Raw genomic sequence first — 14,541 nt, 5'->3', positions numbered from 1 at the left:
CAAGTTGGGTTTTTAATTATTATTAAAAAAATCAGAATCTATATACATTTCTTGTTCAAATTTCTTTTGAGATGTAAGCTCTAAGTTTTTAGTATTGCTTTGTTTTTTTATGCTTGATGTTTTTGAAGAAAGCCCTCTTATATCATCAAGTGCCGCTTTTAGAACTACTTCGTTTTCATCTCCAAAAGGTAAAATATTATTCCAATATTCATATTCCAACACTTCAATATCTGGTGTGAAACCTGATGTATAATCGCTTTCTCCATTTTTATTAAATATTTGAAAAACGATGGGTTGCATGGCATTTAAATGACTAGGATTAGCGGATGCTCTATCTTGATAATCTGAACCAGGAGAATCGAATAACATGATGGAACCAACGTTTTTACCATAAGTGGTAGAACCAACGGTTTTTACAGCATTCATATAAGGTCTTAATCCATTTATAACCATCTCACTTGCTGATGCCGTATTGCGAGATGTTAAAACGTATAAATTATTAATTGTATTTAATCTATTAATAGCTTGAGTGCCTATTTTATTATCATTTGCATCATATACATTTAATGTATTTGAAAAAAAGTAAGAACCACTACTATTAGTGTGTTTTGAATTAAATTCTAGACTAGCAAACTCTTCTTCTCCAGCATTAGCATAAATCATACTTGATAAATATGCCGATGTGCCAACAGAACCTCCTCCGTTTAATCTTAAATCTAGAATTAATTCATCTATATTTTCAGACTTGAAAAAAGAAAAAGCATCATTTAATTCATCATTATATGATGTTCTAAATCCATTATACATCAGATATCCAACTTTTTTACCGTTTATGTTATCAAACATTTTTTTTAAATAGACAGGGTTTTCAGATATAACAGTTGATGTGATGGTTTTGTCTTCAATAGGAGTTAAAGTGCCTCCGCTTTCTGAAACAAAAGAGAGTGTTATAGTTTTATTTGATAATTTGCTTACAACATTATCAAAATTAGAGGTGTTTATGGTTGTTCCATCTATACCGTTAATAATGTCGCCTCTTTTAATATTGGCGTTGCTAGCAGGAGAATTATCGGCAACATACCTAACATATATAATAATATCTCCACTATTGTTTATTTGAACGGACTGTAATTTAAAACCGAAAGATGTTGAAATACCTTGAAATTCTTGCAACTGTACAATGTAATCGTCTATAAACCAAGAAAATCTATCAGTAACACCATAATCAAATCTTAAGCTATTGAAAAAATCTTCTGGATTTTTAATTTGATTTAAAAAAGCATTGTATTCACTTGTATTGTCATCTTTTGTGTCAGATAAATCAGGAACGTTAGATTGCCAATTGTACCAAGAATTCATGCCTTTCCATATAAAATCATTTATATCAGTAAAAGATGCAGGTTTTGTGTTATCATCATGGTCTTTAAAACAGCTTACAGTGCTAATGGTGACTATGAAGATTAGAATTAGGGCTTTTAAATTTTTCATTTACTTTTTTAATGTTGTGTACATGCCTTTTCCAAGAGGAGTGAAATCTTTTGAATCAGCTACGTTTTTAAAGTCAACTCCAAGGAAAGATTTGGATTTAGTACTTAATTTAGTTGTGGAACCTGTAATTAAGGATAATGCTTTTTCTAAAAAAGGTTCGTTTACATCTCCTAATATCCCTAAATTAGTTAGGTTTTCACCTTCACCACTACCAGAAGCTGTATTATATGTTATTAGATAATCAGGAGTTAAACCATTATAATAATCTGAAACACCATTTACATTTGCCGATTTAAAAACTAATGGTTGCATAGCATAAGTATGATTCGGGTTTGCATTTTCTCTACCATAATTTGAAGAATCATATAAGGTAACAGATCCAGTATATTTACCCGTAGTTGAGGAGCCAATTTGTACAACATCAATATATGGTCTAAGACAGTTTATTACTAATTCACTTGCAGAAGCCGTTCCTGAAGTAGTTAAAACATATACTTTATTTAAATTAAGGGTGTTTATTGGAGAATCATCTAATAAAGTACTTGTAAAGCGGTTTATTAAAGATTCTGCATCATTTGCTTTAAGATAATCTTGATATCTTTTATTCCAAACTTCAGTTGAGAAAACTTTGTCTGTAAATTGACCTGTGATCATGCTAGATAAAATAATAGCAGAGCTAACTCTTCCTCCTGGGTTATATCTTAAATCTAAAACTAATTCTGAAATACCTTGACTTTTTAATTCAGCTATAGCTGTATTTAGTTCGTCATCAAAATCTGCAATAAATTGATTATACATTAAATAACCAACTTTTATAGCACCAGCAACAATAGTTTTATTTATTAATATAGGGTTTTCAGTAAAATTTGTTTTCGTTAAAGCTATTGTTTTTCCGTTTAAAGCTATTGTATTATTTGTAATATCAGCAAAGCCAAGAGTGTAAGAGTCATTACTACCAAATAATAAATTGGAATAATTATTCAGAGTTAATTGTTGTCCATCTACAGTTAAGAAAAACTCACCTCTACTAATATCTTTGGTTGAAGCGTCAGAGTTGTTTGCAATATATCTTACGTATCCAAACACATCATCAGATCCAGACAATCTAACTAATCCAAAATCTAATCCATTAGATGCTGAAGTTCCAGAAAAAGAATTTTCTAACTCAACATAATCATCAACTAAATAGCTAAATTTATCTACAACGTCTATTTGATATAATAAGCCATCAAACAAATTTTCAGGTATGTTATAACTATTTAAAAAAGTATAGTAGTCGTCTTGTGTAGCAAACTTGTTATCGGCTAAATTAGGAACATCTTCTTGCCATAAATATATTTCATTTAAGCCATTCCAAATAAAATCGTTTATTTCATTATTTAAAGTTATTGGTGCAACTTCTTCTGTTATTATTTCAGGCTCTTCAAAATCACCATCATCTTTTTTACTACAATTTGATAGAAAAATTGAAATGAATATTATTGATAATAGTTTTAATAGCAATTTTTCTATTTTCATAGTATTTTTATTTATTAATCATTAACGGTAAAAATAGAAACAATATTTTAGAATAAAAATATTTTGTAACAAAACAGAACGTGCATCGTCGTAATATCAAATAGCCTTAATATTGTTGTTTTAAACTAAACCAAACCAAAAATGACTCAGACTGAGTTTTTAAATATTGTAATGCCTTTTAAAGATAAAGTCTTTCGTTTAGCAAAACGATTACTGGTATCTACTGAAGAAGCTGAAGATGCAACACAAGAGGTTTTGTTGAAGTTATGGAAAAATAAAACGAAGATGCAAGAATATAAAAATGTAGAAGCATTTTCAATGACAATGACTAAAAATTTTTGTTTTGATAAGTTAAAATCTAAGCAAGCACAAAATTTAAAAATAGTACATAGTAATTATGAAGATGGTAATACACCGTTGCAAAAACAAGTTGAGTTAAATGATAGTGTAAATTGGGTGTCTAAAATAATTGAAGACTTACCAGAGCAACAAAAAATGATTATTCAACTAAGAGATATAGAAGATTACGATTTTGATGAGATTGCAAAAATGTTAGACATGAATAATACGGCGGTACGTGTAAACTTATCAAGAGCAAGAAAAACAATAAGAGAAAAATTAACTAATACACATAATTATGGTATTAAATAATATAGAAGAATTACTAGAAAAGTACGAGAACGGAGAAACAACACTAAAAGAAGAGCAGCAGTTAAAAAACTATTTTTCGCAAGAAACTGTAGCTCCACATTTAGAAATGTATAAACCGATGTTCACCTATTTTTTGGTAAACAAACAAGAACAATTTACTAAAGACATTCCATTAAAAACTAAAAAAGTGTTTAACTATAAGTGGATTTCTGTCGCAGCCGTAGCTGTTCTTATGTTAGGGATTTATTTTAATAGACCTGTTGATTCTTGTGAAGCAGATTTAGTAGGTACATTTTGTGAACCCGAAGATGCTTATAACGAGGTAACAAAATCGTTAGCAATGATTTCAAGCCATTTTAACAAAGGAACTTCTACTGTGGGGTATTTAAATGAAGTAAATAAAGGAACATCAACACTAGGATATCTTAATGAAATTGAAAACACAACAAGTATAATTTTTAAAACAAATAATTAAATAACACAATTCTTAAAAATAAATAAAATGAAAAATAAATTAATAGTATTCGTAATGGCAATCATGTTATTGCCTTTAACAGGAATGGCTCAAAAGGATATTTTTGAAAAATACAGTGATAATTCTGATGTGACCTTTGTATCCATTAAGCCAAAAATGTTTCAAATGATAGCAAAAATGGGCATTGATATAGATGATGCTGAAGCGAAGGCTTACATGGATATGGTAAAAAGTATTACCAGTTTTAAAACGATAGTAACTGATAATAAAGGAATATCTGCTGATATTTCAAAATGGGTAAAATCACGATCTAGTGCATTAGAAGAATTAATGGAAGTTAAAGATGATGGTACCGAAGTGAAATTCTATATTAAAGAAGGTAAAGATGCCGATCATGTTAAAGAGCTTTTAATTTTTGTTAATGGTATAGATAAAGCAATGAATGGGCAAGGTGTTGAAATTAATGGAGAAAATCGTAAAATAGAAACTGTAATAGTATCGCTTACCGGAGATATCGATTTAAATGAAATTTCTAAACTTACCGATAAAATGAATATACCAGGCGGTAAACATTTAGAGAAAAAGAATTAATAACAGAAAATCATCAATCATGCAACGAACCATCAATCAATTAATTTGCACCTTATTTGCTATAGCTATTTTAGTTAGCTGTAGCAGTGGTGTAAGTTTACAAACTTATTTTGTAGATAAACAAGAGGCTAAAAATTTTATTTCACAAGACGTTCCATTGTCTATGATGAAAATAGATCAAACTAATTTTACCGAAGCACAAAAAGACGCTTATAATTCAGTGAGCAAATTGAATTTTTTAGGATATAAAGCTGATGAAAATAATGCTGAAGCTTTAAAAGTTGAAATAGACATAGTGAAAACCATTTTAAGTGATGCTAAGTATAACGACCTTGTAGAGTTTAGTGATAAAGGGCGTAAAATATTAGTAAAATATATTGGAACAAATGAAGAAGCAGATGAAGTAATTATTTTTGGAAGTTCTAACGAATTAGGGTTTGCAGTTGTTCGTGTATTAGGAAATAATATGAGTCCAGATAAGATGGTAAACTTAGTAGGAGCTATACAAAAAGCAGGCGTGGATGAAAGTCAACTTAATGATATTATGAATTTCTTTAAATAAAGTAAATTATAGATATCAAATAAAAAAAGGTTTACCATTTGGTAAACCTTTTTTTATTTGATATCCTTTTCCTCCTCTTTTGAGTTTTCTTTTGTCAAAAAAAGATTTATAATTATAGTAAAAAAAACAAGAGTTAAAATAGTTAAAACAACAAAATTGGTTAAAATTTCTAAAATACCACTAACAAAAATTCCTCCAGCCATGACGCCACAAAGAAATAAAGATTGCTTGTCGTTTAATATTGTCATAAAATTTTAAATTCCAGTATAATTACTAGGAGTAATACGTTTTAATTCTTCTTTTATTGTATTTGAAACCTCTAAAGTATCAATAAAATTTGAAATAGAATCTTTGTTTATTTTAGCATTAGTTCGTGTTAAACCTTTTAAAGCTTCATATGGATTAGGGTATGCTTCGCGTCGTAAAATGGTTTGAATCGCCTCTGCAACTACCGCCCAATTGTTTTCTAAATCTTCAGCAAATTTACTTTCGTTTAATAGTAATTTATCTAAGCCTTTTAAAGTCGATTTAAAAGCAATTAATGTATGTCCAAAAGGCACGCCAATATTACGTAAAACCGTACTATCGGTTAAATCACGTTGTAATCTAGAAACAGGTAGCTTTGCCGATAAATGTTCGAAAATAGCATTTGCAATACCTAAGTTGCCTTCGCTATTTTCAAAATCGATAGGATTTACTTTGTGTGGCATCGCAGAACTGCCAACTTCACCTGCTTTAATTTTTTGTTTGAAATAATCCATAGATACATAGGTCCATATATCTCGGTTTAAATCAATAATAATAGTATTAATACGTTTTAATGTATCAAATAAAGCCGCCATATGGTCGTAATGCTCTATTTGCGTTGTTGGAAATGAGTGATGTAATCCTAATTTTTCTTGTACAAAACTACCACCAAAAGCTTTCCAATCTATATTTGGATATGCTACATGATGCGCATTAAAATTACCTGTGGCACCACCAAATTTAGCAGCACTTGGTATATCATTTAATAAATTAAATTGTTCTTCAAGGCGAACAACAAAAACTTCAATTTCTTTACCTAATCTGGTAGGAGAAGCTGGTTGTCCATGAGTTCTTGCAAGCATTGGGATGTTCGCCCAATCTTTAGTCAATGATTTTAATTTTTCAAGAATAATTGAATATTCAGGAACATAAACATCATTCATAGCTTCTTTAATACTTAAAGGAATTGCTGTGTTGTTTATATCTTGAGAGGTTAATCCGAAATGGATAAATTCTTTATATTCAGATAAGCCTAAACCATCAAATTTTTCTTTAATAAAATATTCAACCGCTTTAACATCGTGGTTTGTAACACTTTCAATCTTTTTGATAGCAAGCGCATCTTCAGTTGAAAAGTCTTTGTAAATAGCTCTTAAATCTTCAAAAATGGCAGGATCAACAGTTGCAAGTTGAGGTAGCGGAATTTCGCAAAGCGAAATAAAATATTCTATTTCAACTAAAACACGATATTTTATTAATGCTTCCTCAGAAAAATAAGGTGCTAATTCGTTTACTTTACTTCTGTATCTTCCATCAATAGGAGAGATGGCGTTAAGTGGTGATAATGACATGTGTTATTTGGTTTTTTAAGAAGTTGCAAAGATAGTTTTTTTAGATAAAAGACAGAAGACTGAAGCTTGAAGTTTTTTAAGTGATATTCGAGACTTGAAAATTCAGTTTAATTCGTTTTTTATCATTTAGGTATTAACTTGATTACTTTTACTGTTTTTTTAGCCATTAATCTTTTCTTTTTTAATTTTATAAAGTATTTGTTTTGCACGTGCTTTAAAAGCGGCACTTTGTAAAGCAAAATCCTGTTCTAAAATTAAAACTAATTCGGGATGAATCCAATCATACTCTTTGCCAAGTATATAAAGCGTTGTCATGCTGTAAGCTTTTGGCGCTACTTTTTTATCATTAATCATATAATCAAAACACACTTCTATGATGCGTTCTTTGTGTGTTGCTGTTAATGCTTTTTTAATTTGATTGTCTTGTTTTGAAGTATGTGATTTGGTAATTAATTCGCAAATTTTAGCAACTGGTCTTACTGCAGAGTCTAAATGTATTTTATGCATCTGTTCTGTAAAATCATCTAAATGAGGAATAATCGTGTTAATATTGTTACTACACATAAATTCAAAAACCCAAGCAGCTCGTGGAGATGTTTTATCATCAACTCTAAAAAGTATATCTAATAATTTAGGAATCAAGTCAGGGTTCTTAATCATTAAATTGGCGTAATGTAAACGTTTTTCACGCGAATGATTGACGTAATTTAATTCTTCATAAAGTTCTGCTGTAGTCAAATGAATTTTAGTATTTTTAAACTATAAAATTACAAAAATGAAAATAATAAAAAAGTCGCTTTGGGTTTTGTTAATCGTGTTTTTAATGTCACAGTTTTTCGGACCAGAAAAAAACCAAGGCGATATAGCTTCCATTAATGCTTTTTTAGAAGAAACTAATCCACCAGAAGATGTGAAGCTTATTTTAAAAGAAACGTGTTACGATTGTCATAGCAATGTTACTAGATATCCTTGGTATAATAATATAACGCCTGTTAATTATTGGCTAAATCATCATGTTGAAGAAGGGAAAGAGGAGTTGAATTTTTCTAATTGGATAGGGAATTCGGTAAAGCGAAAAGATGATAAATTTGAAGAACTTATTGAAATGGTTGATGACAAAGAGATGCCTTTACCTTCGTATACTTGGACACACAAAGAAGCAAAACTTACTGATGCGCAAATAGCTTCCGTTGTTAATTGGGCTAAACAGGTTAGAATGAAATATAGTTTAATGCCTAAGCCAGAATAAATTTAAATTTGTGTCAAGTAACCCAATGCAAAAAAAACTATTAATTATTGGTTTTGTATGGCCAGAGCCTAACAGTTCTGCTGCTGGTAGTCGTATGATGCAGTTAATAGATGTATTTCGATCTTCTGATTATAAAATAACTTTTGCCAGTACTTGTGCTAAAAAAGATAATGCTTTTAATCTAGGTGATATTGATATTGATGAAGTTGCTATTGAATTAAATAATGCAAGTTTTGATGGATTTGTAAAAGAATTTAACCCTGATGTTGTAGTGTTCGATCGCTTTATGGTTGAAGAACAATTTGGTTGGCGCGTTTCAGAACAATGCCCCAATGCTTTAAGGATTTTAGATACCGAAGATTTACACTGTTTAAGAAAAGGAAGAGAACAAGCGCTTAAAGAAAAATCTGTTTTCGATAAATCGTATTTGTTTAATGATATCGCAAAGCGAGAAATAGCAAGTATTTATAGATGTGATTTAAGTCTTATTATTTCAGAAGAAGAAATAGAGATATTAAAAAATCAGTTTAAAGTAAGTACTCATCTTTTATATTACTTGCCTTTTTTAACCGATATCATTTCATTGGATACCAAACGGAAGTTACCAAAAATAAAGGAAAGAGCGCATTTTATAACTATTGGAAACTTTTTACATGCGCCAAATTATGATGCGGTGTTATTTTTAAAAAATGAAATTTGGCCTTTAATTAGAAAGAAACTACCACAAGTTGAAATGCATATTTATGGTGCATATGCTTCCGAAAAAGTACTTCAATTAAATAATACAAAAGAAGGATTTATTATTAAAGGGTTTGCAGAAAATGCCAATTTAGTGATGCAGAATGCTAAAGTATGTTTAGCACCTTTACGTTTTGGGGCAGGTTTAAAAGGGAAACTTATTGATGCCATGTTAAATGGAACACCTGCTGTTATGACATCCATAGCTGCCGAAGGTATGTTTGGTGGATTTGAGCCAAACGGGTTTATAGCAGATGATGCTGAACAATTTGCAAATAAGGCTATTGAATTATATACGAACAAGATTTTTTGGAATGGTAAACAAAAAAATGGATTTATCATAATGAACGCACGTTATGATAAACAACTGTTTATTCTAGATTTTATGTTTAAATTAAATTCTATTTTAAACAACTTACAAATACATCGGTTAGATAATTTTACTGGTCAAATGCTTCAACATCATACCATACAAAGTACTAAGTTTATGAGTAAGTGGATTGAGGAGAAAAATAAAAATTAATTAAGCTTCAACCTCACGCTTTTTAATTTTTCTATATATAAAGCTATTAAAAATGTTACGTTTTGCAAAACGTGTTAATTTATCAGACTGGCAAAGTTTAATGTACAAGGCTTTATTAACGCCAAAGTATTCATAAGTATTACCATCTAAAAAGGTTATTTCTAATAACATACCTTTATGTTGCCAATCCATTATAGGAGATGTAATAGTGGTATTATAATCCTCTAAATTAGCAGCCTTAGTTTCTGGAGCAATACTTACTAAAAAATGATACGCATCAATAATTTGTCGGCTTTTTAATTCGGCTTCAATAGCTTTATCATCACCAGCTTGAAACTTATCAGGATGCCATTCCTTAACTAAATTTCTGTATGTTTTTTTTAGTTGTTTCAGTTCAATGTCTTTTTCAACATTAAACAATTTCTTGTATTCATTAATACGCTTCATTACCCGACTTTTTTCAAAATAAGGCGCGAAGATAGTCTTTATAAAATACTGAAAGAGAAAAGATTGTTATAAATATGTTTTTTCTTTTTACTAACGTGCTTTTTTCTAGCTTTGCAGCTTTAAAAAAATAGACTATGATTTCAGTTGATGCTTTGGCAGTAGAATTTAGCGGACAAGCCTTGTTTAGTGATGTTTCATTTACTATAAATGAGAACGATAAAATAGCTTTAATGGGGAAAAATGGCGCCGGAAAGTCGACCATGATGAAAATTATTGCTGGTGTACAAAATGCAACTCGAGGGCATGTACGCTATCCTAAAGATGTTATTATTGCGTATTTACCACAACATTTACTAACCGAAGATAACTGTACTGTTTTTGAAGAAGCTTCAAAAGCATTTAAGCATGTTTTTGAAATGCGTGACGAGATGGAACGCTTAAATAAAGAATTGGAAACTAGAACCGATTACGAATCTGACGATTATATGAAGATTATAGAAAAGGTTTCCGATTTAGGTGAAAAATTCTATGCTTTAGAAGATGTAAATTATGACGCTGAAGTAGAAAAGGCGTTAGGAGGTTTAGGTTTTAAACGCGATGATTTTACACGTTTAACAAGTGAGTTTAGCGGGGGATACCGTATGCGTATTGAATTGGCTAAAATTTTATTACAAAAACCAGATTTAATTCTATTAGATGAGCCTACCAACCATATTGATATAGAATCGGTTATTTGGTTAGAAGATTTTTTATTGAATAAAGCCAAAGCCGTTATGGTCATTTCTCATGATAAAGCGTTTATTGATAATATAACCAATAGAACTATTGAGGTTACTATGGGACGTATTTACGACTATAAAGCTAACTACTCTCATTATTTGCAATTGCGCGAAGAGCGTCGTGAGCATCAAATTAAAGCGTATCAAGAACAACAAAAGTTTATTGCTGATAATATGGCTTTTATAGAGCGTTTTAAAGGCACATATTCTAAAACCAATCAAGTGAGTTCAAGAGAGCGCATGTTGGAAAAACTTCAAATTATAGAAATTGACGAAATAGATAATTCTAGCTTAAAATTGAGGTTTCCACCAGCACAACGTTCAGGAGATTATCCTGTAACCGTTAAAGAGTTGTCTAAATCGTACGACCAACATGTGGTATTTAAAAATGCCAATATGTCTATTGCACGTGGCGAAAAAGTATCGTTTGTTGGTAGAAATGGTGAAGGAAAATCAACCATGATAAAAGCCATTATGGGAGAGATAGATGTTGATGGCACATGTAGTTTAGGTCATAATGTAAAAGTGGGTTACTTTGCGCAAAATCAAGCATCATTATTAGATGAGAATTTAACTATTTTTCAAACGGTTGATGAGGTTGCACAAGGCGATATTAGAACGCAGATAAAGAATATTTTAGGGCGTTTTATGTTTAAAGGCGACGATATTGATAAAAAAGTAAGCGTGCTTTCTGGTGGAGAAAAAACCAGACTTGCCATGGTGAAATTACTTTTAGAGCCAGTAAATTTGTTAATTCTCGATGAACCTACCAATCATTTGGATTTAAAATCAAAGGACGTTTTAAAAGAAGCGCTTTTAGATTTTGATGGTACCCTAATTTTAGTATCTCACGACCGTGATTTTCTACAAGGGCTTTCTCAAAAAGTATTTGAGTTTAAAGACCAACGCGTTATTGAGCATTTTGAAACTATTGATGACTTTTTGATAAGAAACCGTATTGAAAACCTAAAAGAGATTGATTTAAGGAAATAATAAGAAAGTTTTCCTGAGGTAAAATATGGGCTGAAAGTGAAATAGGGAAGGGAAGTAAGTTTGTTTTTACGTTTCCAGTCAAGTAAGCTATTGACCTTGTTTTTTTTAAGTTTTTTATGATTCCTTTTAGCGTCGTTTATTTGAAACCTTTAGCCCATGCTCTTAAATATATTCATAAGTTAAAGCATTTAAAAACAAAACATAAGTAGGTGTTGTTTATGCAACTTTCTATATGCACGTTTTGAAACTTAGACAACTTTCGGATTACATGCCTTTTGATAATCAACAAACAGATCGATTTAAATAAAAAAACAACTTTTTAGTAATCATTAATTTAAATAGAAGTCATTTAAATAATGCCATGATGCAATATGTAGATTCCAAAAGCTAGAAGCTTATTTTGGTTGGATCCTAATTGGTCTTTATAACTAAACAAATATTTTTGAATCAAATCGTTTGATGTAAAAATTAATTTTAACAGGAAAAAGTTTGATACATTTACTGAAAATGAAATTGATTACTGTTTTAGCTCATGGGAAAAGGACTTATAAGACAAGATAAAACTTGCCTTAACTGCAATTATATGGTTGAGGAACGCTTTTGCCCAAATTGTGGACAAGAAAACACGGAAACACGAAAAAGCTTTTATCATATATTCAGTCATTTTTTTAAAGACTTTACCCACTATGACAACGCATTTTGGAGAACCATTTATAATTTACTATTCAAGCCTGCTGTGTTGTCTAAAGCCTTCATGTCTGGTAAACGTTTATATTATTTAGACCCCATTCGACTTTATATTTTTATCAGTTTTATTACCTTTTTTATAATTTCAGTTTTTCCAAATGAAATTGAGGATATTAAAACCTCCTCAAAAGAAAAATCTTTAAGCCAGACAAATATTCCTTCTATCGATTCATTACATATTGAAGAAAGGGGGATTGATGGTTTAACAAAAATGGGGATGATTTCTCAAGAAAATAATGACACTATTAAAAAGCTGCTAAAGGAAACTAAAGAGATTAATTCAAAGGGTATTATTAATTTGGGTTTTGAAAACATTAATGAGTTAGATTCTTTGCAAAAAAATGGTGCCGATAACATCGAGGTGAACTCAGTAAAAAATTACGTGCTTAAAAAGTGGCTTACAATAGAAGAAGAGCTTACAGAGGAGGAGATATTTGAGCGATTTTCAGAGTCCTTTAGTCATAATTTGCCAAAGGTGTTGTTTATTTATATGCCCATATTTGCTTTTATTTTATGGCTCTTTAATAATAAAAAAAAATATTATTATTTTGATCACGCCATATTTACGCTTCACTATTTTTCTTTTCTACTTATAATGATATTAGTAATTTTCTTTATAGGTAAATTAAAGCCATTATTAAGTATGTCTCCTGTTTTGGGTTGGGTTCATTTTAGTTTGAAAACATTAGGCATTTTATTTATGTTTTATTATTTTTTTCCTGCTCACCGTCTTTTCTATGGGGACAAGTTTTTCCTTTCTTTTATTAAAAGTGCATTGGTTTATTTTATTAATCTATTTGTTTTTAGCGTCATTTTGGTATTGTTTAGCTTGCTTACCTATTTGAATTTAAAATAAATTCTAGATTAGATATAATATTTATTTTCGTTATTAGATTCAAAAAGCAGCAAATAACCCAACCATCAATAGAATAAGACAATACAGAAATATTATAAATCTACAAGAAGCGCAATAATAGGTTATAGTTTCAATACTATAGTTTGATTCCTTGTTTATAAATCAGATTGAAAAGGTTAAGTTCATTTATTTAAGGGAATCTGATAAGTTTTTATTTATCAGAAAATAAAGTTTATTAGTTAGCTACAACAATTCTTTGTAAAGGTGCTAACCTAAATATCCAGATATGAGGAGAATTTTTATTATTGTATTAATAAACATTAAAAAGCGATAAGGTTATTTCATTTATGCGCCATCTTCAATACGTTCAACCTTGATTAATTGTTGTATTGGAAAAACAGAAGGTCCAAACTGGTTGTAAACAGCAACATCGGCAGCATCATGCCCATAACCAATAGCAACATAACCGCCTTTTGGTCTTATCTGGGTGGCATCGAAAGTGTACCAACGTCCGCCAACATAGGCTTCAAACCATGCATGCATATCCATAGGTTGTAAATTATATAAATAGCCAACTACCATCCGTGCAGGAATACTAAGGCTTCGGCATAAAGCAATGCCTAAATGAGCTAAATCTCTACACACGCCAGATTGCTTGTAATTAACTTCGATAGCCGAAATAGGGTAGTCGCTACTTCCTGGAATATAACTTATATTATTGATTAGCCATGTTTCAATAGCAGCGACTTGATCATAACCAGGTAATTGGTTTGCTGTGATATTGGAAGCTAAATCGCTAAACCTGTCCGATTCGCAATATCGGCTTGGTAATAAATAACTAAGTATGTTGTGTGGCAAATTTTGTATTTCTACAAAATAAGCACCTGGACATACATCTACAAATTCAGAAGTTTTAACATCGGCTTTAGTTTGTATAGAAAAGAATCCCGCAGGAGCTATGAGTTGCTGACAAAGATTTCCGTAGTTATCTGTAAATTCAACTACTGGGATATTTGGTTTAATTTTAAACTCATCTCGTGCCAGCCATTGTTCTGCGCCGCTCCTTGGTCGTAGCATTAAAATAAATGGCGTAGGCACTTCTATATCAAACAGTAAGTCGCAACCAATTCGTAACCACATAAATTTATGTTTAAAGCATTATTCCAAAGCTAAACGATTAAATGGAGATACAGGGGGAGTTTGTATTATTTAAATGTGATATTAGGTATTAAAACAAATACTATAAATTACATGTCCATTTATTGAGTTACTCATAATTCTAAAACCTTTTTTATCCCAATTATAGTATTTTTGGTAATGAGCTTT

15 protein-coding genes are annotated in these 14,541 nt (G+C 30.4%); 8 read left to right on the top strand and 7 right to left on the bottom strand.

Annotation, left to right across the window (positions count from 1 at the left end):
* Window positions 1-12: 12 nt before the first annotated feature.
* Window positions 13-1,488 carry a S41 family peptidase gene (locus tag RHP49_02705; protein WNH13172.1) on the bottom strand — a complete coding sequence of 492 codons (1,476 nt, stop codon included), beginning with the start codon at window positions 1,486-1,488 and terminating at the stop codon, window positions 13-15.
* Window positions 1,489-3,006, bottom strand: coding sequence for a S41 family peptidase (locus tag RHP49_02700; protein WNH13171.1), 1,518 nt, complete (start codon window positions 3,004-3,006; stop codon window positions 1,489-1,491).
* Window positions 3,007-3,147: 141 nt separating this feature from the next.
* Between RHP49_02700 and RHP49_02695 the strand changes: the two genes are divergently transcribed.
* Genes RHP49_02695 through RHP49_02680 form a run of 4 tightly spaced genes read left to right on the top strand, consistent with a single transcriptional unit; the run spans window position 3,148 to window position 5,285 of the window.
* Window positions 3,148-3,657 (top strand): RNA polymerase sigma factor, encoded by a 510-nt coding sequence (locus RHP49_02695; GenBank protein WNH13170.1) that lies wholly within the window; start codon window positions 3,148-3,150, stop codon window positions 3,655-3,657.
* Window positions 3,644-4,132, top strand: a complete 489-nt coding sequence (locus tag RHP49_02690; protein WNH13169.1) for a hypothetical protein — start codon at window positions 3,644-3,646, stop codon at window positions 4,130-4,132. The genes RHP49_02695 and RHP49_02690 overlap by 14 nt, the downstream gene beginning before the upstream one ends.
* Window positions 4,133-4,159: 27 nt before the next feature.
* Complete coding sequence (locus RHP49_02685) at window positions 4,160-4,723, top strand: DUF4252 domain-containing protein (protein ID WNH13168.1); 564 nt, start codon at window positions 4,160-4,162, stop codon at window positions 4,721-4,723.
* Window positions 4,724-4,742: 19 nt separating this feature from the next.
* On the top strand, window positions 4,743-5,285 hold the full coding sequence (locus RHP49_02680; protein WNH13167.1) for a DUF4252 domain-containing protein: 543 nt from the start codon (window positions 4,743-4,745) through the stop codon (window positions 5,283-5,285).
* Between the two features lie 53 nt (window positions 5,286-5,338).
* Here RHP49_02680 and RHP49_02675 read toward each other — a convergent pair whose 3' ends face one another.
* From RHP49_02675 to RHP49_02665, 3 genes are all read right to left on the bottom strand, one after another.
* Window positions 5,339-5,533: a hypothetical protein gene (locus tag RHP49_02675; GenBank protein WNH13166.1), complete on the bottom strand. Its 195-nt coding sequence runs from the start codon at window positions 5,531-5,533 to the stop codon at window positions 5,339-5,341.
* Between the two features lie 6 nt (window positions 5,534-5,539).
* A complete protein-coding gene (purB, locus tag RHP49_02670; protein ID WNH13165.1) occupies window positions 5,540-6,883 on the bottom strand; it encodes an adenylosuccinate lyase in 1,344 nt (447 codons plus the stop codon).
* Between the two features lie 159 nt (window positions 6,884-7,042).
* Window positions 7,043-7,621 carry an adenylosuccinate lyase gene (locus RHP49_02665; protein WNH13164.1) on the bottom strand — a complete coding sequence of 193 codons (579 nt, stop codon included), beginning with the start codon at window positions 7,619-7,621 and terminating at the stop codon, window positions 7,043-7,045.
* Window positions 7,622-7,658: 37 nt separating this feature from the next.
* On the opposite strand from RHP49_02665, the gene RHP49_02660 reads away from it, so the two are divergent.
* Both RHP49_02660 and RHP49_02655 read left to right on the top strand, forming a co-directional pair.
* Window positions 7,659-8,132: a heme-binding domain-containing protein gene (locus RHP49_02660; protein WNH13163.1), complete on the top strand. Its 474-nt coding sequence runs from the start codon at window positions 7,659-7,661 to the stop codon at window positions 8,130-8,132.
* 25 nt (window positions 8,133-8,157) lie between these two features.
* Window positions 8,158-9,393 (top strand): glycosyltransferase family 4 protein, encoded by a 1,236-nt coding sequence (locus tag RHP49_02655; GenBank protein ID WNH13162.1) that lies wholly within the window; start codon window positions 8,158-8,160, stop codon window positions 9,391-9,393.
* Here RHP49_02655 and RHP49_02650 read toward each other — a convergent pair whose 3' ends face one another.
* A complete protein-coding gene (locus RHP49_02650) occupies window positions 9,394-9,840 on the bottom strand; it encodes a KTSC domain-containing protein (GenBank protein WNH13161.1) in 447 nt (148 codons plus the stop codon).
* A gap of 134 nt (window positions 9,841-9,974) precedes the next feature.
* Here RHP49_02650 and RHP49_02645 point away from each other — a divergent pair, with 134 nt between their 5' ends.
* On the top strand, window positions 9,975-11,612 hold the full coding sequence (locus RHP49_02645; GenBank protein ID WNH13160.1) for an ABC-F family ATP-binding cassette domain-containing protein: 1,638 nt from the start codon (window positions 9,975-9,977) through the stop codon (window positions 11,610-11,612).
* Between the two features lie 532 nt (window positions 11,613-12,144).
* Window positions 12,145-13,215, top strand: coding sequence for a DUF3667 domain-containing protein (locus tag RHP49_02640; protein WNH13159.1), 1,071 nt, complete (start codon window positions 12,145-12,147; stop codon window positions 13,213-13,215).
* Window positions 13,216-13,560: 345 nt separating this feature from the next.
* On the opposite strand, the gene RHP49_02635 is transcribed toward RHP49_02640, so the two are convergent.
* Window positions 13,561-14,355, bottom strand: coding sequence for a transglutaminase family protein (locus RHP49_02635; GenBank protein WNH13158.1), 795 nt, complete (start codon window positions 14,353-14,355; stop codon window positions 13,561-13,563).
* Between the last annotated feature and the right edge of the window lie 186 nt (window positions 14,356-14,541).

The sequence above is a fragment of the Flavobacteriaceae bacterium HL-DH10 genome, from assembly GCA_031826515.1.
Taxonomy (GTDB): Bacteria; Bacteroidota; Bacteroidia; order Flavobacteriales; family Flavobacteriaceae; genus Thalassobellus; species Thalassobellus suaedae.
The sequence above is the reverse complement of the archived record's forward strand: the minus strand, read 5'-3'. Positions and strand labels throughout refer to the sequence as shown.

Excerpts from the sequence above, each read along its gene's own strand:
- purB (WNH13165.1), bottom strand. The coding sequence starts at position 6,883 with ATGTCATTATCACCACTTAACGCCATCTCTCCTATTGATGGAAGATAC.
- RHP49_02695 (WNH13170.1), top strand. The coding sequence starts at position 3,148 with ATGACTCAGACTGAGTTTTTAAATATTGTAATGCCTTTTAAAGATAAA.
- RHP49_02705 (WNH13172.1), bottom strand. The coding sequence starts at position 1,488 with ATGAAAAATTTAAAAGCCCTAATTCTAATCTTCATAGTCACCATTAGC.
- RHP49_02675 (WNH13166.1), bottom strand. The coding sequence starts at position 5,533 with ATGACAATATTAAACGACAAGCAATCTTTATTTCTTTGTGGCGTCATG.
- RHP49_02660 (WNH13163.1), top strand. The coding sequence starts at position 7,659 with ATGAAAATAATAAAAAAGTCGCTTTGGGTTTTGTTAATCGTGTTTTTA.
- RHP49_02685 (WNH13168.1), top strand. The coding sequence starts at position 4,160 with ATGAAAAATAAATTAATAGTATTCGTAATGGCAATCATGTTATTGCCT.
- RHP49_02650 (WNH13161.1), bottom strand. The coding sequence starts at position 9,840 with ATGAAGCGTATTAATGAATACAAGAAATTGTTTAATGTTGAAAAAGAC.
- RHP49_02635 (WNH13158.1), bottom strand. The coding sequence starts at position 14,355 with ATGTGGTTACGAATTGGTTGCGACTTACTGTTTGATATAGAAGTGCCT.
- RHP49_02640 (WNH13159.1), top strand. The coding sequence starts at position 12,145 with ATGGGAAAAGGACTTATAAGACAAGATAAAACTTGCCTTAACTGCAAT.
- RHP49_02700 (WNH13171.1), bottom strand. The coding sequence starts at position 3,006 with ATGAAAATAGAAAAATTGCTATTAAAACTATTATCAATAATATTCATT.
- RHP49_02655 (WNH13162.1), top strand. The coding sequence starts at position 8,158 with ATGCAAAAAAAACTATTAATTATTGGTTTTGTATGGCCAGAGCCTAAC.
- RHP49_02645 (WNH13160.1), top strand. The coding sequence starts at position 9,975 with ATGATTTCAGTTGATGCTTTGGCAGTAGAATTTAGCGGACAAGCCTTG.
- RHP49_02680 (WNH13167.1), top strand. The coding sequence starts at position 4,743 with ATGCAACGAACCATCAATCAATTAATTTGCACCTTATTTGCTATAGCT.
- RHP49_02690 (WNH13169.1), top strand. The coding sequence starts at position 3,644 with ATGGTATTAAATAATATAGAAGAATTACTAGAAAAGTACGAGAACGGA.